Raw genomic sequence first — 19,107 nt, forward strand, 5'->3', positions numbered from 1 at the left:
TTTATGGAATGATAAATAATAGCCGATGCACGGACCTTGTGCTTCTTTATACTTGTCGCATCAATCAATCAATCAATCTCTGGAAGAGGCGGGCATGAACGAACATCAAGCGGACCGGCACAAACTGTTGGCGCCGGACTGGGAGCGGATCGCACAGAGTTACGACGTCGCCAGCGATTTCATCAATCTGGAAAACGGCTACTTCGGCATCATGGCGCGCCCGGTGGCGGAGGAGTTCAAGCGCAATATCGATTATCTGACGCGTTACAGCTCCTATCATCTGCGCCGCAAGTTTGACCGGGCCGGCGTCGACCAGATTCGTACCGAGCTGGCGGCGCGTACCGGTGTCGCGATGGAGGAACTGGCGCTCACGCGTGGTGCGACGGAGTCGCTGCAAAACCTGATCTGCAATTACCGCCTGCTCAAACAGGGCGACACGGTCATGTACGCCAATCTGGATTACGACGCCATGCAGTACGCGATGAACGATCTGGCGCAACGGCATAACGCCAAGGTGGCGGTGGTGCAGATACCGGAACCGGTGTCGCGCCAGCTGGCCATCGATGTGTATGAGAAGGCACTGCGCCAGCATCCGCGCACCCGCTTGCTGCTGCTCACTCACCTCAATCACCGCACCGGTTTGGTGTTGCCGGTGGCGGAGATCGTCAAGCTGGCCAAGTCGCGCGGTGTTGATGTGATTGTGGATGTGGCGCAGTCCTGGGGGCAGCTGGATTACAAGCTGCCGGACCTGGGCGCAGACTTCGTGGGCACGAATTTGCACAAGTGGGTGGGCGCGCCTTTAGGTACGGGCTTTCTGTACATTTGCAAGGAACGGCTGGCGGATATCGGCGTGGAGCGGGGCGACGAAGATCACCCGGCGACCGACATCCTGTCACGCGTGCATTCGGGGACGGTAAATGCGGCCGCGCTGATGACGATACCGGCGGCACTCAAGCTGCATGATGAAATCGGTGTGGCGAATCGGGGGCGCCGTTTGTGCGAGCTGCGTGACTACTGGGTGCATCAGGTACGCGATGTGCCGAATGTGGAGATTCTCACGCCGGATGAAGCGGGCAGTTATGGCGCGCTGACATCCTTCCGCGTGCGCGGACACACAACGTTTGAAGCGAACAATGCGCTGGTGGACCGCCTGATGGAGCAGTACGGCATCTTCACCGTGGCGCGCAAGGGACCCGTGGGTGGCAGCGTCATCCGCGTTACGCCCGGGCTCTTCACGCGCACCGCCGATCTCGACAAACTGGTCGGCGCGATCCGTGAGCTGGCTGCCTGACGCGCTGGCGGCTTACTGATGAGTAGTGCGCGGCTATTTCTTTAAATGATGTACATTGTTTTTATAACATCATTCTAGAAGGATGTCCCGATGAAATATACCGCCACCGTCGCGGCCATGATGCTGGCCGCGCTGCTTTCCGCTTGCCACAAAAAAGAGAAGACCGAAGAGCCGCCGGCCGCTGCCACGCCTGCCCCGGCGCCAGCGGCCGCACCAGCGGCGCCGGCGCCGGCGCCTGCCGCCGACCCGACACCCGAACAGCAGGAGCTGGCGAAGAAAAAGTCCCTGCTTGAATACGGTGTGATGGAAGACAAATACCTCAACGATCCGCGCGGCCAATGGGCGACGGACGCCAAAGCCAGCTCGGTCTTCGGTGACGACAACGGCCGCAAGCCGAGCGAAAGCAATCTGCCCGTCCGCGCCACCGGCGCCGCGGACGATCACAGCTGGACCAACAACAATATCGATAAAGGTTTCGACTGGCTGGAGCTGAGCTATGCCAAGCCGGTCAATGCTACCGAAGTGCGCGTGGTGCTGCCGGGCGGTAAAGGCGCGGAGGCCATCAACAAGGTCGAGCTGCAAGACACCGACGGCAAATGGAACACGGTCTGGGAAGGCATGAGCGAAGTGAAGCGCGATCAGCGCGGCAGCCGTACCTGGTTTGTCCGCACCTTTGACAAGACCGCGTACAAGGTCAAGGGCGTCAAGATCACGCTGGCGAACAATCTCCAGCGCGAGTACAAAGAGGTCGACGCGGTGCAACTGGTCGGCGACCAGTAAGCAGGCTATCATCACGGCATGAACAGAAAAATGCTTGCCGTGGCTGGTGTGGCGGCTGTGTTTGGCGCGATCAATTTTGCGAGCCGGGCACAGTCAGGACAGTCGCCTCAGCCTTACTACAAATCGCTGGTCAGCTCGCCCACCTGCATGCAGCCGCAATGGCCCAGGGAAGCGCTGCGCTACGAGATCGATGGCACCACCATCGTGCGTTTTGAAATCGGTCTGGACGGCAAAGTGATCCACCCGGCGGTAGCCCAAAGCAGCGGCTGGAAGATACTGGATGACGCCGCTGTGCATGGCTTGTCGCAATGCCTGTTCCAGGCCAATCTGGACGAAGCGAAAAGCGGCCAGCAACTGCCGTTGAAATTTGTCTGGTCGTTCAGCGACGCGCCGGCCGCGCGGCCGCTGCTGGTGGCGGACAGCTGCCAGCCATCGACGCGCTTTGCGCGTTTCAGCCAGTCAGACCGCCGCGCTAGCGGGGGCGATGGCGTGCTGCTGCGCTTCATCGTGAATGCCGAAGGTACGCCGCAGCGCATCGTTGCCGAACCCGGCGCGCAGCAGGAAGTCGCCGACGCGGCGGTTCAATATCTGCAAGGCTGCCGCTTCGCCCACGACGCAGGCGTAACGGGGCCGCGCACCGACACGGCCTATGGCCGGGTGCAGCTGCAATAATCAGCGCAAGTCTTCGGCCCGGCGTTTCTCAGGTTCGCTCAGCACGCGGGCGATGACCGGCAAGGGCACACCTGCGTCTTCCAGAAATTCGGCCGCCATTTCGCGGCCTTGCTTCTCAGCCATGGCAATCCCTGCATTGACCGCGACCGCCTTGGTGCGGTCGGGGCGTGAGCGTCGTTCGATCATGGTGATACCTCCTGTCTGAGCCAAGACAGTATCACAAATGCAATTACGATGCGCTGACGGTACTGGTTTGCTCGCGCTTTTCCATGGCATTGTGGACGGCCGCCAGGATGCGTTCCAGATTGGCTGGCTTGATCACATGCTCGTCAAAGCCGGTATCAATCACCCTCTGGCGCGTCACCACATCGCCCCAGGCAGTGAAGGCGATCAGCGCGACCTGGTCGAAGTCCGGCACCGCACGCAGCGCGGCGGCTACCTGGTAGCCGTCCATGCCGGGCATGCCCAGATCGAGCAGAATGGCATGCGGCTCGAAGGTGCGCGCCGCGTCCAGGCCGGGCAGGCCGCCATAGGCGACGGCGGTCTGGTAACCGTGCAGTTCAAGCAGTTCCGCCGAAATGTCTGCGGCTTCGGTGTTGTCGTCTACGACTAAAATACGTTTGGAAGTGGTCTGGTCCATGATAATGAACGAAAAGTAACATGACGTTCGGCTGGGTCCAGGCCGGGGGAGAGATGGCGCGCGGGTAGGGGGCACGCAGGGGAGGGGCCATATTGGCTTTCCTGTCGTTAATTATAGTTGGATTTTCGCCGTTTGCTTGAAGAAATATGTATCTGTCTCCAAATTGTCCACAGACCTCATGGAAAAGGAATCGAATATGACGACAACAACGGAAACGGCCATCCTGGCCGGCGGCTGCTTCTGGGGCGTGCAGGACCTGGTCCGCAAGATGCCTGGCGTACTGACAACCCGGGTCGGCTACAGCGGCGGCGACGTGCCGAACGCGACCTACCGCAATCATGGCACCCATGCCGAGGCGATTGAAATTGTGTTTGATCCGGCGGTGCTCAGCTACCGCAAGATCCTGGAATTTTTCTTCCAGATTCACGATCCGAGCACCCGCAACCGGCAGGGCAATGACATCGGTTCGAGCTATCGCTCTGCAATTTTTTATTCCAATGAGCAACAGAAGGCCGTGGCGGAAGATACCATTGCCGACGTCAATGCATCCGGCTTGTGGCCTGGCAAGGTGGTGACGGAACTGGCGCCGGCAGGGCCGTTCTGGCAGGCCGAGCCTGAGCATCAGGACTATCTGGAACGCATTCCGAATGGCTACACCTGCCATTATGTACGTCCCGACTGGGTACTTCCCAAGCGTTAAAAACGGCGTGTAAACAAGGACTTAGGATTCAGAAGGTATTCGGAAGGAAAGTTTCTGGCGGCAGACCTACAGTGAGAGCCATGTTTCACCTCTTCACGTTAGGAAATGCCATGAGTCAGTTATTTGCTGCCGTTTATGAAATCCAAAGCGCTACCATCGGCCGTCCGATGTTGCGTCTGAACCTGGTCGTTAATCGCGACAATGCCAGCGTGGTGGGCACCGCCACGCTGGAAAGCGTCACCGGCGATGTGCATGAAATGTCGGTACGCGGCCACCTCATGGAAATCGAAGGCGATGCGCCGCTGGAGGCGATTGTGCTGGCCGGTACGCCACCGGTATTTGCCGTGCTTGACGAAGAACCGACCTCCTTCCAGCTACTCATGGTATTGCCGACTGCCTGGAAAAATGGCCAGGCCTGTTTCAAAATGAGTATTGGAAAGCTTTACCCTCGTATCGTCGATATCCGCGATGGCATCGCCCGCGCTGTTTTACCGGAAGCAGCGTACTGACGTTTGTAGATACCACTTTTGTCTCCCTTCAAATTGGTACTCACTTTTGTTGTGGAATGCGTAACGTATCGCATTTCATGGTGGGTACCAATCTTTTCTATACAAGCTTGGTAAAGCTGTTAGTGAGCACTCACATTTCGTGACCTAATCTATAAGCAATCTTTCCAGAAAAACTGTTCTCTCAACGAAACTGGTATTTGAGTGCACGCAATTTACAAAACCACTTGACTACCACTTTCCCAAGGTGGATTCTGAAAAAATAACAAAAAATGCAGTTCACACCCACCGGAAGGAGAGACGATGAAACATGCAGTTAAGGGGAACGCGGCCGTTATGGGCCTGATTGCCAGCATGCTGGCAGCTTGCGGAGGGGGCGGCGATGCCGACACCTCCAGTTCAAAAATGAAATTGCTGGGCGCCGCAGTACAGGGCGCAGAAACCACCGCGGCGGCGGCGTGTCCAGCCTGGTCATCCACAGCGATCTATACGGTCGGCATGTGCGTGACCTACAACGGCAAGACCTACACCGCCAAGTGGTGGACGCAGAATAACGTGCCAGGCACGGAAGAATGGGGACCATGGGCGGTGAGCGCCACGCCGCCAACGCCGACACCCACTCCGACGCCGACACCTACTCCGACGCCAACGCCTACACCGACGCCAACGCCAACGCCGACGCCGACGCCAACGCCAACGCCAACGCCAACGCCAACCGGCGGCCGTGAGATCGGTTCATACTTCGCGCAATGGGGCGTGTACGGCCGCAGCTACGAAGTGGCTGACATCCACACCACCAAGACGCCGGTCAACGGCGTGCAGACCAGCGTTGCCGACCAGCTCACGTTCATCAACTACGCCTTCGGCAATACCTACGCCAAAAACGGCGGCTACGAGTGCGATATGGTCACGCGTACCGAAGTCGGCAACGACAATCCGACCTCGCCTGCAGCGGGTACCGGCGGCGACGCGTATGCCGACTACCAGCGCTCGCCGGGCCGTACGGTCAATGGTCAGGCGGTACCGTGGGACGCTCCGCTCAGCGGCAATTTCCTGCAACTGAAGCTGCTGAAAGCCGCGCACCCGAACCTGAAAGTGTTCATCTCGCTGGGCGGCTGGAGCTGGTCGAAAAACTTCTCGGCCGCAGCCAAGACTGACGCGCTGCGCAAGCAGCTGGCCAAGTCCTGCGTGAAGCTGTTCATCGCCGGCGACCTGCCGGTACAGGATGGACGCGGCGGCGCTGGCTCAGCCAAAGGCGTGTTTGACGGTATCGACATCGACTGGGAATACCCGGGCGGTGGCGGCCAGCCATACAACACGGCGGACGCGGTCAACGACAAGCACAACTTCACGCTGCTGATGCAGGAGTTCCGCGCGCAGCTGGATGCGCAAGGTGCGACTGACGGCAAGCGCTATCTGCTCACCGCCGCCATCGGCGCCGGCACCGAGAAGATCGCGCAGACCGAACCAGCCCTGTACTCGCAATACATGGACTGGGTCAATCTGATGACCTATGACTTCCACGGCGGCTGGGAAACCACCACCAACTTCCACGCACCGCTGTACCACGATCCGGCTGATCCATCGACCGGCGTGCTGGCCAAGTACAACACCAACGACGCCATCACGGCGCTGGTGGCGGCCGGTATGCCGAAGAACAAGATCCTGCTGGGCGTACCGTTCTACGGGCGTGGCTGGAAAGGCGTAGCGGCTGGCCCTAATGCCAACGGCCTGTATCAGAGCACCACCGGACCGGCCGCGGGTACCTACGAGGGGGGCATCGATGACTACAAGGTCCTGGTCAACAAGTCCGGTTCGCGCTGGTACCACCCCGTCACCAAACAACTGTTCCTGTACACTGGCACGGGAGAATGGTGGAGCTACGATGATCCGACTGTCATCGCGACCAAGATGCAGTACATGCGCGATCAAGGCCTGCGCGGCGCCTTCTCCTGGGAGCTCGATGGCGACGCCAGCGGCGCTTTGACTAGCGAAGTGTGGAAAGGACGATAAACGATGAACCGTCATGGTGCCGTACCGCAGACCGACGTCAATGACTCATGGCGTGGCTGGATCGCCGAGAACCTGATACTCGGCGGCCATCCGGAGACGCTGGTCGGCATCATGGTCCAATCGGGCATTGTTGAATCGTCGGCGCGCGCGGAGGTCGATGCCGCGCTGCGCAGCCCTTACCTGCGGGGCGTATCGCGTCTGCACAACCGGCTGGCCAAGCGTGACTGGGTGCTCGGCATCCAGTCGCGCCTGAACCAGCTGGCGCAGTACGAGGTGCCGCGCAGGGAGCGGCTGTCCGGCGAGGTGTTCCTCAACGAGCACTATCGGCGCAATCAGCCGGTCATCATCACCGGCATGCTGGATGATTGCGCGGCCCGCAGCCGCTGGACTTTCGACTACCTGGCCGCCCAGCTGGGCGACCGGGAGGTGGAAGTGCAGTTTGGCCGCAACGCCGATCCCGACTACGAATTAAACAGCATGTCGCACAAGCGCCGCATGCCTTTTGGCGAGTACGTTGCGATGGTGCGCGACGCAGGCGTCACCAACGATTTCTACATGACCGCCAATAACGACGGTCACAATCGCGATGCCTTGCGTGAGCTGATGAGCGATCTGCCGCCGCTGACCGAGTATCTGCAGGAAGGCAGCAACGGCTTTTTCTGGTTTGGCCCTGCTGGAACGATCACGCCGTTCCACCACGACCTGACCAACAACTTCATGATCCAGATAGCAGGGCGTAAAAAGGTGCGGCTCATCGCGCCTTGCGACACGCCCAAGGTGTACAACCAGCGTCACTGTTTTTCGCCGGTCGATGGACGCAACATCGACCTGCAGCGCTTTCCGATGATGGCAGACGTGCCAGTCATCGACTGCGTGCTGGAACCGGGCGAGATCCTGTTCCTGCCAGTGGGCTGGTGGCATTTTGTAGAAGCACTCGATGTAACCATCACGGTCTCGACTACCCACTTCAAGTGGGATAACGACTTCTATACGCATTACCCGAGAAATCAAGACTTCTAAAAGGGGACAAAAATGAAGCAAAATCTTTTGATGCTGACGCTAGTCGGCAGCACTCTGGCCGCCTGTGGTGGCGGCAATGGCACCACCGACGCACCCGCCGGCAAGACGCTCGGCGGCGTACGCATGGGCGCCGCTGCCGCGACTTGCGATGCCTGGAGCTCAACGGCCGTCTACACCGCCGGCATGTGCGTGACCTACAACGGCAAGACCTATAGCGCCAAATGGTGGACGCAGAATAACGTGCCGGGCTCGGAAGAATGGGGGCCATGGGCGCTGCAAACCACGCCAACCCCGACGCCGACTCCAACGCCGACTCCAACGCCAACGCCTACACCAACGCCTACACCAACGCCAACTCCGACGCCTACACCTACACCAACTCCGACACCTACGCCGACGCCGACGCCGACACCAGTCGCGTGCCGTCCGGATGGCCTGACCACGCCGGTGCCGAACGTGAACTACTGCGGCGTCTACGACACCAATGGCCGCGAGAAGCTGGCCAATGGCCTGAACCGCCGCATCGTCGGCTACTTCACCAGCTGGCGCACCGGCGCGGGCAATACGCCGTCCTATCTGGTGCCGAACATCCCATGGGACAAAGTCACCCACATCAACTACGCCTTTGCCTCGGTCGGCACCGACGCCAAGGTGCAACTGGCCAGTGGCGCCAACAACCCGGACACGGGCCTGACCTGGCCTAACATTCCGGCCGCCGCCATGGATCCGTCCTTGCCGTACAAGGGCCACTTCAACCTGCTGTCGCAATACAAGAAGCGCTACCCTGGCGTGAAAGTGATGCTGTCGGTAGGTGGCTGGGCAGGCAGCGGCGGCTTCTATGGCGCTACCACCAACACGGATGGCTCGGTGAACACCGCAGGCATCAACACCCTGGCCGATTCCATGGTCGCGGTGCTGCGCCAGTACACCTTCTTCGATGGTATCGACATCGACTACGAGCATCCGACCACCAACGATGAAGCAGGCAATCCGCTCGACTTCCCGACCAGCAAACCGCGCCTCGCCGGTCTGATGAAAGGCTATAACGCGCTGCTGAAAACCGTGCGTGAAAAGCTCGACAACGCCGCTGTCGCGGACCACAAGTACTACATGCTGACCATCGCCGGTTCGGCCTCGGGCTGGATCTTGCGCGGAGAAGAAAACCTCTCCGGCCTCAAGTACCTCGACTACGCCAGCCTGATGTCCTACGATCTGCACGGTGGCTGGAACCAGTACGTCGGCCCGAACGCACCACTGTTCGATGATGGCAACGACGCTGAACTCCGCGCCGGCAACGCCTACAGCTACGGCGGCATCGGCTACCTCAACGTCGACTGGGCTTACCGCTACTACCGCGGCGCACTGCAGGCGGGACGCATCAACATCGGCGTGCCGTACTACACGCGTGGCTGGAAGGATGTCACTGGCGGCACCAATGGCCTGTGGGGCACCTCGCCAATCGTCACCAGCACCGTCACCTGCGCTGGCGTAAAAACCTGCGGCACCGGTGCGGTCGGCATCGACAACGTCTGGTATGACCTGGATACGACCGGCAAGCCGGTACCGGGCGGTGGCAATCCGCTGTGGCATGCGCTGAACCTGCAAAACGCCATTGTGCCTGACTACCTGGATGCCTACGGCGTTACCGAGAAGACCATCACCGGCACCTACACGCCGAACTACAGTTCCACCATGGCTGCACCGTGGCTCTGGAACGCGACGCGCAAGGTGTTCCTGTCGGTTGAAACCGCACAGTCGATTGCTGCCAAAACGCAGTACATCATCGACAACGGCATCGGCGGCATCATGATCTGGGAGCTGGCTGGCGACTATGGCTGGGACGCAGGCAAGAACGCCGGCAAAGGCGAGTACTTCATGGGTTACACGCTGACCACCAACATCTACAACGCCTTCAAGACCGCCAGTGCCTATGGTGCGGTACGGGCCGAGTCGGTGATCCCGGCCAGCAGCGCCAAAGTCAGCATCGCGCTCGGTGGCTGGAAGCTGGGCGACAGCAACTATCCGATCAACCCTGTCATGACCGTCACCAACAACACGACGGTCACCATACCGGGCGGCTCGGTGGTGGAGTTTGACTATCCCGTGTCGGCGCCTGCCAACATGAGCGACCAGTCGGGTTATGGGCTGACCGTGACCAAGGCCGGTTACTCGGGGCCGAACAACATCGGCGGCTTCAAGGCCAACTTCAATCACGCCAAGTTCACCATTCCGACGTGGCAGTCGCTGGCCCCTGGCGCCTCGGTGTCGCTGACGCTGAACTATTCGCTGCCGATCTCCGGGCCATCCGCCTACGTGATCACGGTGAACGGCACGCGCTACGCGCTGAGCGAAGAGTATCCTGACCTGCCGGTCTTGCTGAAGTAAGGGGAGGGCGAGATGAAGAACCATTTCATACTCGCCTCGCTGACCGCTGTACTGCTCACCGCCTGTGGCGGTAGCAGCAGCGATCAGGCGAGCAGCGCGTCGCCACGCCTGCTGATGGGCGGCGTGGCTGGCGTGGCGGCGGCATCTTGCCCGGCATGGAGCGCTACTGCGGTCTATACCGCTGGCAGCTGCGCCATCTACCAGGGCAAGCAGTACGAAGCCAAGTGGTGGGTGCAAGGCACCGTGCCGAATGCAGGTGACCAGTGGGGGCCATGGAAGTACGTTGGCGACGCCACCAACCCGCCAACCGATCCGACCACACCGACCACGCCAGGTGGCGTGCCGACCAAGGCGCAGGCGGAAGCGCGGGAGGCGGATCTCACCAACAATGACTTCTTCCGCAAGGTCAAAGCCTCGATCCGCACGCTGGACAACGCACTGGTGGACGCTGTCGCACCCGGCGCGTCGGGCAACCCGGCCAACGTCAAGCGTGTGGAACGGTTGCTGAGCTCCGCCAAGTGGGACTACTACTTCGGCATCCGCGAGCCAAGCTACACCTACACCCGCTTCCTGCAGGCGGTCGCCAAGTTCCCGGCAGTGTGCGGAGACTACACGGATGGCCGCGATGCGGATGCCATCTGCCGCCACTCGCTGGCAACCATGTTCGCCCACTTCGCACAGGAGACGGGCGAGCACAATGCCAGCCTGCCGATTCCGCAGTGGCGCCAGGGCCTGAAGTATTTGCGGGAACTGGGCTGCGATGAAAACGGTACGGGCTGCGGCTACAACACCGAGTGCGCCGATCCGGTATTCAATGCCGTCTGGACTTGCGGGAAGAACGCCGACGGCAGCTACAAGAAGTATTACGGGCGCGGCGCCAAGCAGCTCTCGTACAACTACAACTACGGGCCGTTCTCGCAGGTGATGTACAACGGCGACCAGTCGGTGCTGCTGAAGAATCCCGACCTGGTGGCGTCCACGTGGCTGAACCTGGCCTCGGCGACGTTCTTCTTCGTCTATCCACAACCACCCAAGCCATCGATGCTGCATGTGCTGGATGGGACCTGGGTGCCGAATGCGGCGGATAATGCAGCGGGAGCGGGTAACAACTTCGCCACCACCATCATGATTATCAACGCCGAATGCGGTACGGGCACGGAGAAGCCGGCAGCGCAGAACCGCATCGACTACTACAAGCAGTTCGCGGCGGATCTGGGATGGAATGTGGGGAGTGAACAGCTGTCGTGCGCCAGCATGCAGCGTTTCAACTCAAGCAGTTCGGCGGCCTACAACATCTACTGGGAGAAGAACTGGAACACTGGCGGCGATTACCAGTGCCAGCTCGTGAGCTACCAGACGCCGTACAGCGCCCTCATCGCCGGCAACTACACCAAGTGCGTTGAGAAGAACTGGAACGTCACGCTGAAGTAAGGTTGTACAATCGACTGGCCGACATTGCTCACGGAGGCCAGTCATGCCCATGCACTATCTGCGGACCTACGCCGGTCCGCACCGTACCGACATCAGCAACCGCCGCCTTGGCCGTTCGCTTGCCTTCGTGGCTGGCGCGGTCAACGCAGGCGGTTTTTTCGCTGTGGGACAGTACACGTCGCATATGTCCGGGATCGTGTCGGCGTTGGCGGACAACCTGGCGCTGGGCCAACTGGCCCTGTTGTGGGCGGGACTGGCGTCGCTGGCGGCATTCTTCATGGGCGCCGCCACGTCGGCCATCCTGATTAACTGGGGACGCCGGCACGACGCCCACAGCCGTTACGCCTTGCCCTTGCTGCTGGAGGCAACGCTGCTGCTGGTGTTCGGGCTCATGGGCGCCCAACTCGCATCGCAGGGACATATCGCCGGCACTGTCGCTTTGCTGTGCTACGTGATGGGTTTGCAGAACGCCATCGTCACCAAGGCGTCGCGTGCGGAGATCCGCACCACGCACGTGACGGGCCTCGTGACCGATATCGGCATCGAACTGGGCAAGCTGGCTTACTGGAATCGCGATAGCATCGCCGGCCGCGTCACAGCCGACCGTCAGCGTCTGGCGCTACTGAGCTCCCTGCTGGCGATGTTCCTGTGCGGCGGCATAGCCGGCGCTTTCGGCTTTAAATACCTGGGCTTTATCGCCACTGTGCCACTGGCGTTGGTGTTGCTACTGTTGGCGATCGTGCCGCTGTTTGACGACGTGCGTGCCAACCGATAAGTGGTCTATACTTGGCGGATGACTGAAACCGCTACCATCCCCGTAGACAATCACCAGAAGCGCGCCGGTATCGAACGGCGCGAACGTACCAGGGCACTCATGATCCGCAGCGCCATCGGCGTGTTTGCCCAGCTAGGCCCGGATGCACCCGTGATTGACGACTTCATCGCCGCCGCCGGTGTCGCGCGTGGCACTTTTTACAATTATTTCAAGACCACCCACGAGCTGCTGGCGGCCGTCACGGCGGAGCTCAACGAAGAGGTGCTGGGCATGGTCGATCCGCACGTGCTGCGCTACGACGATCCGGCCGAACGCTTCTGCATCGGTACGCGTTTGTACGTACATTTCGCGCTGCGCTATCCGGTGTGGGGCGCCTTCCTGACGCGCATCGGTCCTGCCCATGCGGTGCGCGGCCGCCGGCTGGACCGCTTCCTCACGCGCGACCTGGAGCTGGGCATCGCCAATGGCCGCTTTGCCGCCGGCAGCGCGCTGGTGGTGCGGGACATGATACTGGGTTCAGTTTTCTTCGGCATCGAGACCTTGCTGACCGAAGGTGGCAGCAGCCAGCATATCGAAGACATGCTGTTCACCGTACTGCGCGGCATCGGACTGGCGACGGAAGAAGCCCGGCGCATCGCCTGTATGCCGCTGCCGGAGATCGGCCCGGTGTCGTCTCCCGTCTTCGCCACGTTAAAGACAGCTCAGGATAACTGATGTGGTCTTGCTCATCTGTGCGCCATACCGGAATGGGAATTGATATCATTGGTGCCTGCTAACTTCGGCTAATTCCGACTCTACGCTATGTCACAGGCCATCGCCACCACTGCAATCGACATCACCAGCTGCGAGCAGGAGCCTATCCGCACGCCGGGAGCGATCCAGCCGCACGGCTTTTTGCTGGCGCTGGATGCGCAGGGCGTCGTGGTGCAGGCCAGCGATAATCTGGCGCAGTTCACCGGCGTGGCGCCAGAACAGGCGCTGGGGCGTCCCCTGGCCGAGGTGATCGGCCCCGCCGCCAATATGCTGGCGCTGCAGCTGGAGGAGCCGCTGCGCGAACGGCCTAGCTACCTGGCGACCGTGCGCCTTGGCGAACAGCCCTATGAGGTGCTGGCCCATGCGGGCGACCAGCTGGCGATACTGGAGTTTGAGCCGGGGGCCGGCGCGGGTCTCCAGCATTTATACCCGCTGGTGGGCGACTTCCTCAACAAGATCAGCGAAGCCGATTCCATCGTGGCGCTGTGCCGCCTTGCCGCCGCCGAAATCCGTGCCTTGACCGGTTACGGCCGGGTGCTGGTGTACAGCTTTGACGAAGAGGGCCATGGCAACGTGCTCGCCGAATGCCTGGCCGATGGCTATGAAAGCTATCTGGGCCAGCGCTTCCCGGCCGGCGATATTCCGCGCCAGGCGCGCGAGCTGTATGTGGCCAACCGCATCCGCATGATCCAGGACGCCAACTACACGCCTTCGCGGTTGACGCCCGCCGATAATCCGGTGAGCGGCAAGGTCAGCGACCTGTCGTTTGCCGCCTTGCGCAGCGTGTCGCCGGTCCACCTGCAATACATGCGCAATATGGGCACCCTGGCCTCGATGTCGGTGTCAATCGTGATCAAGGGGCATTTGTGGGGATTGATCTCCTGCCACCACGCCGAACCGCGCCCGCTGAGTTTCCATCAGCGTAGCGTGTGCGAACAGCTGGGACAAATTCTTTCGCTCCACATCCGCAACCGCAGCGATGCCGATGAGCTGCAGTTCCGCCTTGAAGTGCGGCGCGCCATGGTGCGCGTGCTGGGCGGCCTGACGCAGGGCACGGATTTCATCGACAACCTGCGCAGCGTGCTGCCCGAGCTGTTGCACTTTGCCCGCGCGGGCGGCGTCGCCGTGGTGGTCGAGGACCGGCTCGTCACCTTTGGCGACACGCCCACCGATGACCAGATACGCGCGCTCACACAATGGCTGGCGGCCAATGTGCAGGACGACATCTTTCACAGCGCGCACCTGAGCGAACGTTATGCGCCGGCGGCGGAATTCAGCGACAGTGCCAGCGGCCTGATGGCGATGCCGATTTCGCGCATCCACCAGCACTATCTGCTGTGGTTCCGTCCCGAGCACGTGTACAATATCGACTGGGCTGGCCGCCCGGACAGCAAGCAGGGGGGCGCCGCCCAGCTGTCGCCGCGCACCAGCTTCCAGCTGTGGCGCCAGACCATACACGGCACCAGCGCGCCGTGGCGCGAGGCGGAACTGGAGCTGGCACTGGAGTTCCGGGGCGCGCTGCTGGGCATTGCGCTGGAACGCGCCGAGCAGATGGCCGACCTGGCCGAAGAACTGGGCCGCGCCAACAAGGAGCTGGAGGCGTTCTCGTATTCGGTATCGCACGATTTGCGCGCGCCCTTGCGTCACATCGTCGGCTTCTCCGACCTGCTCATGGAGACGGCCGGCAGCGATAACCCGGAACGGCGCCAGCGCTTCCTGGCCAACATCAAGGACGCGGCGCGCCTGGCCGGCAAGCTGGTGGACGATCTGCTGAGTTTTTCGCAGATGGGCCGCGCGGCGCTGCACCCCATCCGTTTCAGCATGCGCGACATGGTCCAGGGCTGCATCGACAAACTGGCGCCCGATCTGCCGCCGCACCGCATCAACTGGGAAATTGAACCGCTGCCGGAGGTCATGGGCGACCCTGCCTTCCTCCAGTTGGCGTTGCTTAACCTGCTGTCCAACGCCGTGAAATTTACGGGCAACGCAAATCCTGCCGTCATCCGCATCAGCAGCGAGCAACTGCCGGGCGAGACGGTATTTCATGTGGCCGACAATGGTGTCGGCTTCAACATGGAGTATGTCCATAAGCTGTTTGGCGTCTTCCAGCGCCTGCATCGCATGGAAGATTTCCAGGGCACCGGCATCGGCCTGGCCAATGTGCGCCGCATCGTCGAGCGCCATGGCGGCCGTGTCTGGGCCAACTCCGTGCCGGGCGAGGGAGCGACGTTCTCCTTCGCCTTGCCTAATCCTGACTAAGAAACAGAAACGCCTATGTTGAAACCTATCTTGCTGGTCGAAGATAACCCGCACGACCTTGAACTGACATTGATCGCGTTGGAGCGCAGCCAGCTGGCCAACGAAGTGATCGTGGTGCGCGATGGCGCCGAAGCGCTCGATTACCTGCATTCGCGCGGCGCCTACGCCAGCCGCGAACAGGGCAATCCGGCCGTGGTGCTGCTGGACCTGAAGCTGCCCAAAGTGGACGGCCTGGAAGTGCTGGCGCAGATCCGCGGCACCGGTTCATTGAAAAGCATGCCGGTGGTGATGCTGACTTCTTCCAAGGAGGAGCAGGATCTGGTGCGCAGCTATGAACTGGGCGTGAATGCTTACGTGGTCAAGCCCGTCGACTTTTCGGAGTTTGTACGCGCCATCGCGGACCTGGGCATCTTCTGGGCGGTGCTCAATGAGCCACCGCCAGGATCGCACCGTTACATCAAGCCGCAGTAGTGGAGCGGCGCCGCAGCAGGTGGCGGATGCGCGCGCTCATCGTCTCGGCGTTGTAGGGCTTTTGCAGCAGGTGCACGCCTGGCGGCAGCTTGCCGTCGTGCGCCAGTACGCCTTCCGCATAGCCGGAGGTGAACAGCACTTGCGCCTGCGGCTGCAGGCGGCGTACCAGTTCGCTCAATTGCAGGCTGCTGATACGGCCTGGCATGATGACGTCGGTGAACAGCAGGTCAATGCGCGTACCGCTTTCCAGCATCTGTGCCGCTTGCTCCGCATCGGCAGCGCTGAGCACCTCATAGCCCAGCGCCGATAGCAGGTCGACGGTGGCGGTGCGCACGTCTTCCTCATCTTCCACCACCAGGATGGTTTCCACGCCGCTGGTCAACGGCGGCGGCGCGGGGTGAGTGTCCGTCGCCAGCGCGCCGTGGCTGCGCGGCAGGCAGATTTGCACGCAGGTGCCTTGCTTCACCACGCTTTGCAGCGCGATCTCGCCACCGGACTGCTTGACGAAGCCATACGCCATGCTCAGCCCCAGGCCCGTGCCCTGGCCGGTGGGCTTGGTGGTGAAGAAGGGCTCGAAAGCGCGCTGCATCACTTCTGCCGACATGCCGCAGCCGGTGTCGGCAATCTCAATCAGCACATAATCCTTGTCGCGGTTGCCCTCCGAGCCGGGCAGCTGTGAGCCGGCCGGCAGATTGCGGGCGCGGATGGTCAGTGTGCCTTCGCCGTCCATGGCGTCGCGCGCGTTGATGGCGAGATTGAGGATGACGTTATTGAGCTGGCCGACGTCAACCTCGGTATTCCACAACTGTGGCGCGATGTCGGTCTGCACCACGGCGCGCGGCCCCAGCACGCGGCGCAGCATGTCCTGGATGTCCGCCAGCAGCGGTGACAGTGCGGCCACCGTGTTTTGCAGCGGCTGGCGGCGCGCGAAAGCCAGCAGGTGCGCTGCCAGCTGGGCGCCGCGCTCGACGCCGTTCTGCGCGTTGCGGATGCGTTCCATGCCGCGCGCATTGACGCCGCCCGTCATCTGCAGCAGGTGCAGATTGCCGGCGATGATTTGCAGGACATTGTTGAAGTCATGTGCCACGCCCCCGGTCAGCTGGCCGATGGCTTCCATTTTCTGCGACTGGTGCAGGGCGGCCTGGCTGGCGCGCAGTTCCTCTTCGCGCTGGCGCAGTTCGAGGAAGGCGGCATCACGCTGCAGGCGGGCCTGGTAAGCGGTGCTGTGATAGCGGATGCGTGCCTCCAGCTCGCGCGCGTCCGGCCATTTGACCAGGTAGTCGTTGGCGCCCAGCGTAAAGGCGCGGGCCTTGATATCGGCGTTATCCTCGGAGGACAGTAGGATGATGGGCACATGTTCGGTGTCCGGCTGCGCGCGCAGCATGCGGATCACGTCAAAGCCGTCCGCACCGGGCATGCGCAGGTCGACCAGCACCACCGTCGCCTGGATTTCACGGCACAGCGCGACCGCCTGTGACGCATCGTGGTGGTAGCGCAGGCGTATCCCGGGCTGGTGTGACAGATGGTAGCCGATCAAATCCTCGGCCATGGCCTCGTCGTCTATCAGCAATACGGAGCAATGAAGGGAGAGCGTATCGTTCATGGGGAGCGCAAGTATAGATATACCGATTCTACCTGAGCACGCCTCAAGGGCGCGCGCGGTACGGTTATGTTAAATTGCCAGACTCAGTTAATCAGGGGAATGACGTTGGATGTATTGACCGCCTTGCGCGCAGCGACCGCGCAGCGCCACGCAGAACTGGACACGCGCACGCCGCTGGCCGCGCCGGAGCCGGATCTGCGCGCCTACCGCAACCACTTGCAATTGCTGGAAGCGTGGCTGGCGCCGATCCACGCGTGGCTGCTGGCAGCGCCGCTGCCGCACCTGCAACGGCGCGATTATCTGAGCCTGATCCAGTCCGACCTTGCGCACCCGGCGTTGCAGGGCGTAGCGGCGGCGCCGGCTCTGGCGGACGCGGAACCCTGGCCGCAGCAGGAGAGCGAGGCATACCGCTGGGGCGTGGCGTATGTGATCGAGGGATCGCAGCTGGGCGGCGCGGTGCTGTACAAGCACCTGCGAGAGCGGCTGGCGCCGCACCCGTTGGAATATCTGCGCGGCGGGGGTAACCCCGGTCCGCGCTGGCAGCAGTTTTTGACTGCCTTGCGTGGCGCCGTGGTGACGGCGCCGCAGATCGAAGACGCCTGCCGGGGCGCCCGGCAGGCATTCGACAGCCTGATCGCGCTGCTTAATAGCTCGTCAGAGGAGACGGCTGGCCGCCCTTGAAGGTGAAGATGGTCACTGGCGACTGCTTCATGTCGCCCTTGGCATCAAATGCGTACACACCGGCCACGCCCTGATACGAAGCGCCGCTGATGATGGCCTGTACCTTTTGCGCGTCGATGCTGTTCGCCTTCTGCATGCCTTGGGCGTACATCATCACGGCGTCGTAGTAGGCTGCCGCATACACGTCCGGCTCCTGCTTGAAGCGGGCCTTGAACTTGGCCTTGAAGGCCGGACCGGCCGAGGCCTTGTCCAGGATCGCGCCGCCCTGTGAGCACAGCACGTTGTCGCCGACAGCATCGCCACCCAGTTTGCCCATCTCCGCAGTGCAGATGGTGTCGCCGCCCAGCAGCTTGGCGTTGATGCCCAGCTGTTTCATCTGGCGTGCCATCGGCGCGCCTTGCGGTGCATAGCCGCCGAAGAAGATCGCTTCGACCTTCTTGGTCTTCAGCTTGGTCAGGATGGAAGTGAAGTCGAACGCCTTGTCGTTGGTGAACTCGTGGCCGGCCACGGTCATGCCGGCGGCCTTGGCCTGCTTCTTGAATTCTTCCGCCACGCCCTGGCCGAAGGCAGTACGGTCGTCGATCACGGCAACGTTTTTCAGTTTCAGTTCATTGGCAGCATACAGCGCCATTTTGGACCCCAGCTGGGTGTCGCTAGCGTTCACGCGGTACAGGCCTTTATAGCCTTGCTGCGTGAGCTTGGGGTTGGTGGCGACGGTGGCGACCAGTGCGCCGGCGTCGTTGTAGGCGCGCGAAGTCGGGATGGCGACGCCGGAGTTGTAGGGACCGACGACGTAGCGCACGCCGGCGTCAATCAGCTTCTGGGCGGCGGCCATGCCGGCTTTCGGGTCGCCCTGGTCGTCTTCCGACAGCAGTTCGAATTTCAGTTTTTTACCGGCCACGGTGATCGGTTTGGCGTTGAGCTCTTCCACTGCCAGGCGCGCGCCGCTTTCATTGTCCTTGCCCGAGAAGGCCTGGGAGCCGGACAGCGGGCCGCTATGGCCGATTTTCACGACGGTGTCCTGGGCGTGGGCGCCAAAGGCGGTCATCAGCGCCAGGGCGGCGGCGGTAAGCTTCAACTTCATGTGATCTCCTGATAATGATGGGTAGTGCGGTCTGACGATTATC

General features: G+C 61.7%; 18 protein-coding genes. 14 read left to right on the top strand and 4 right to left on the bottom strand.

The window, feature by feature from the left end; translation table 11 throughout:
- Positions 1-94 precede the first annotated feature (94 nt).
- The 3 genes from BUA36_RS27540 (at position 95) to BUA36_RS27550 (ending at position 2,743) form a co-directional block, all read left to right on the top strand.
- Positions 95-1,291 (top strand): aminotransferase class V-fold PLP-dependent enzyme, encoded by a 1,197-nt coding sequence (locus tag BUA36_RS27540; RefSeq protein WP_229255832.1) that lies wholly within the window; start codon positions 95-97, stop codon positions 1,289-1,291.
- Between the two features lie 90 nt (positions 1,292-1,381).
- Entirely contained in the window at positions 1,382-2,071 is a 690-nt protein-coding gene (locus tag BUA36_RS27545; RefSeq protein WP_072789911.1) for a hypothetical protein, read from the top strand.
- 18 nt (positions 2,072-2,089) lie between these two features.
- Positions 2,090-2,743 (top strand): energy transducer TonB, encoded by a 654-nt coding sequence (locus tag BUA36_RS27550; RefSeq protein WP_084560384.1) that lies wholly within the window; start codon positions 2,090-2,092, stop codon positions 2,741-2,743.
- On the opposite strand, the gene BUA36_RS27555 is transcribed toward BUA36_RS27550, so the two are convergent.
- Together BUA36_RS27555 and BUA36_RS27560 are read right to left on the bottom strand one after the other, a co-directional pair.
- Positions 2,744-2,929: a hypothetical protein gene (locus BUA36_RS27555; protein ID WP_072789916.1), complete on the bottom strand. Its 186-nt coding sequence runs from the start codon at positions 2,927-2,929 to the stop codon at positions 2,744-2,746. It lies immediately after the preceding gene.
- A gap of 43 nt (positions 2,930-2,972) precedes the next feature.
- Complete coding sequence (locus BUA36_RS27560; protein WP_072789919.1) at positions 2,973-3,383, bottom strand: response regulator; 411 nt, start codon at positions 3,381-3,383, stop codon at positions 2,973-2,975.
- A 196-nt stretch (positions 3,384-3,579) separates the two neighbouring features.
- Between BUA36_RS27560 and msrA the strand changes: the two genes are divergently transcribed.
- The 10 genes from msrA (at position 3,580) to BUA36_RS27610 (ending at position 15,696) form a co-directional block, all read left to right on the top strand.
- Positions 3,580-4,083, top strand: a complete 504-nt coding sequence (msrA, locus tag BUA36_RS27565; protein WP_072789920.1) for a peptide-methionine (S)-S-oxide reductase MsrA — start codon at positions 3,580-3,582, stop codon at positions 4,081-4,083.
- Positions 4,084-4,193: 110 nt separating this feature from the next.
- Complete coding sequence (locus tag BUA36_RS27570) at positions 4,194-4,592, top strand: DUF1842 domain-containing protein (RefSeq protein ID WP_072789922.1); 399 nt, start codon at positions 4,194-4,196, stop codon at positions 4,590-4,592.
- Between the two features lie 300 nt (positions 4,593-4,892).
- Positions 4,893-6,602: a glycosyl hydrolase family 18 protein gene (locus BUA36_RS27575; protein WP_072789924.1), complete on the top strand. Its 1,710-nt coding sequence runs from the start codon at positions 4,893-4,895 to the stop codon at positions 6,600-6,602.
- A 3-nt stretch (positions 6,603-6,605) separates the two neighbouring features.
- Positions 6,606-7,622: a cupin-like domain-containing protein gene (locus BUA36_RS27580; protein WP_072789926.1), complete on the top strand. Its 1,017-nt coding sequence runs from the start codon at positions 6,606-6,608 to the stop codon at positions 7,620-7,622.
- Between the two features lie 12 nt (positions 7,623-7,634).
- The gene (locus tag BUA36_RS27585; protein WP_072789928.1) at positions 7,635-10,007 is read left to right on the top strand and encodes a chitinase C-terminal domain-containing protein; all 2,373 of its coding nucleotides are present in this window, start codon (positions 7,635-7,637) and stop codon (positions 10,005-10,007) included.
- Positions 10,008-10,019: 12 nt separating this feature from the next.
- Positions 10,020-11,438: a glycoside hydrolase family 19 protein gene (locus BUA36_RS27590; RefSeq protein WP_072789930.1), complete on the top strand. Its 1,419-nt coding sequence runs from the start codon at positions 10,020-10,022 to the stop codon at positions 11,436-11,438.
- A gap of 43 nt (positions 11,439-11,481) precedes the next feature.
- Positions 11,482-12,213, top strand: a complete 732-nt coding sequence (locus BUA36_RS27595) for a YoaK family protein (RefSeq protein ID WP_072789931.1) — start codon at positions 11,482-11,484, stop codon at positions 12,211-12,213.
- An 18-nt stretch (positions 12,214-12,231) separates the two neighbouring features.
- Positions 12,232-12,927 carry a TetR/AcrR family transcriptional regulator gene (locus tag BUA36_RS27600; protein ID WP_072789933.1) on the top strand — a complete coding sequence of 232 codons (696 nt, stop codon included), beginning with the start codon at positions 12,232-12,234 and terminating at the stop codon, positions 12,925-12,927.
- A gap of 87 nt (positions 12,928-13,014) precedes the next feature.
- A complete protein-coding gene (locus tag BUA36_RS27605) occupies positions 13,015-15,225 on the top strand; it encodes an ATP-binding protein (protein WP_072789936.1) in 2,211 nt (736 codons plus the stop codon).
- 15 nt (positions 15,226-15,240) lie between these two features.
- Positions 15,241-15,696, top strand: coding sequence for a response regulator (locus BUA36_RS27610; RefSeq protein WP_072789939.1), 456 nt, complete (start codon positions 15,241-15,243; stop codon positions 15,694-15,696).
- Here the strand turns inward: BUA36_RS27610 and BUA36_RS27615 are convergent.
- The gene (locus tag BUA36_RS27615) at positions 15,683-17,299 is read right to left on the bottom strand and encodes a response regulator (RefSeq protein WP_072789941.1); all 1,617 of its coding nucleotides are present in this window, start codon (positions 17,297-17,299) and stop codon (positions 15,683-15,685) included. The two genes, BUA36_RS27610 and BUA36_RS27615, sit on opposite strands and share 14 nt — an antisense overlap.
- Before the next feature lie 99 nt (positions 17,300-17,398).
- Between BUA36_RS27615 and BUA36_RS27620 the strand changes: the two genes are divergently transcribed.
- Complete coding sequence (locus tag BUA36_RS27620; protein WP_072789943.1) at positions 17,399-17,980, top strand: biliverdin-producing heme oxygenase; 582 nt, start codon at positions 17,399-17,401, stop codon at positions 17,978-17,980.
- On the opposite strand, the gene BUA36_RS27625 is transcribed toward BUA36_RS27620, so the two are convergent.
- Entirely contained in the window at positions 17,943-19,064 is a 1,122-nt protein-coding gene (locus BUA36_RS27625) for a branched-chain amino acid ABC transporter substrate-binding protein (RefSeq protein WP_072789945.1), read from the bottom strand. The genes BUA36_RS27620 and BUA36_RS27625 overlap by 38 nt on opposite strands.
- Between the last annotated feature and the right edge of the window lie 43 nt (positions 19,065-19,107).

It is taken from the genome of Duganella sacchari, from assembly GCF_900143065.1.
GTDB lineage: Bacteria > Pseudomonadota > Gammaproteobacteria > Burkholderiales > Burkholderiaceae_D > Rugamonas > Rugamonas sacchari.

Excerpts from the sequence above, each read along its gene's own strand:
- BUA36_RS27595 (WP_072789931.1), top strand. The coding sequence starts at position 11,482 with ATGCCCATGCACTATCTGCGGACCTACGCCGGTCCGCACCGTACCGAC.
- BUA36_RS27580 (WP_072789926.1), top strand. The coding sequence starts at position 6,606 with ATGAACCGTCATGGTGCCGTACCGCAGACCGACGTCAATGACTCATGG.
- BUA36_RS27605 (WP_072789936.1), top strand. The coding sequence starts at position 13,015 with ATGTCACAGGCCATCGCCACCACTGCAATCGACATCACCAGCTGCGAG.
- BUA36_RS27585 (WP_072789928.1), top strand. The coding sequence starts at position 7,635 with ATGAAGCAAAATCTTTTGATGCTGACGCTAGTCGGCAGCACTCTGGCC.
- BUA36_RS27550 (WP_084560384.1), top strand. The coding sequence starts at position 2,090 with ATGAACAGAAAAATGCTTGCCGTGGCTGGTGTGGCGGCTGTGTTTGGC.
- BUA36_RS27615 (WP_072789941.1), bottom strand. The coding sequence starts at position 17,299 with ATGAACGATACGCTCTCCCTTCATTGCTCCGTATTGCTGATAGACGAC.
- BUA36_RS27600 (WP_072789933.1), top strand. The coding sequence starts at position 12,232 with ATGACTGAAACCGCTACCATCCCCGTAGACAATCACCAGAAGCGCGCC.
- BUA36_RS27545 (WP_072789911.1), top strand. The coding sequence starts at position 1,382 with ATGAAATATACCGCCACCGTCGCGGCCATGATGCTGGCCGCGCTGCTT.
- BUA36_RS27625 (WP_072789945.1), bottom strand. The coding sequence starts at position 19,064 with ATGAAGTTGAAGCTTACCGCCGCCGCCCTGGCGCTGATGACCGCCTTT.
- BUA36_RS27560 (WP_072789919.1), bottom strand. The coding sequence starts at position 3,383 with ATGGACCAGACCACTTCCAAACGTATTTTAGTCGTAGACGACAACACC.
- BUA36_RS27540 (WP_229255832.1), top strand. The coding sequence starts at position 95 with ATGAACGAACATCAAGCGGACCGGCACAAACTGTTGGCGCCGGACTGG.
- BUA36_RS27555 (WP_072789916.1), bottom strand. The coding sequence starts at position 2,929 with ATGATCGAACGACGCTCACGCCCCGACCGCACCAAGGCGGTCGCGGTC.
- msrA (WP_072789920.1), top strand. The coding sequence starts at position 3,580 with ATGACGACAACAACGGAAACGGCCATCCTGGCCGGCGGCTGCTTCTGG.
- BUA36_RS27610 (WP_072789939.1), top strand. The coding sequence starts at position 15,241 with ATGTTGAAACCTATCTTGCTGGTCGAAGATAACCCGCACGACCTTGAA.
- BUA36_RS27575 (WP_072789924.1), top strand. The coding sequence starts at position 4,893 with ATGAAACATGCAGTTAAGGGGAACGCGGCCGTTATGGGCCTGATTGCC.
- BUA36_RS27570 (WP_072789922.1), top strand. The coding sequence starts at position 4,194 with ATGAGTCAGTTATTTGCTGCCGTTTATGAAATCCAAAGCGCTACCATC.
- BUA36_RS27590 (WP_072789930.1), top strand. The coding sequence starts at position 10,020 with ATGAAGAACCATTTCATACTCGCCTCGCTGACCGCTGTACTGCTCACC.
- BUA36_RS27620 (WP_072789943.1), top strand. The coding sequence starts at position 17,399 with ATGACGTTGGATGTATTGACCGCCTTGCGCGCAGCGACCGCGCAGCGC.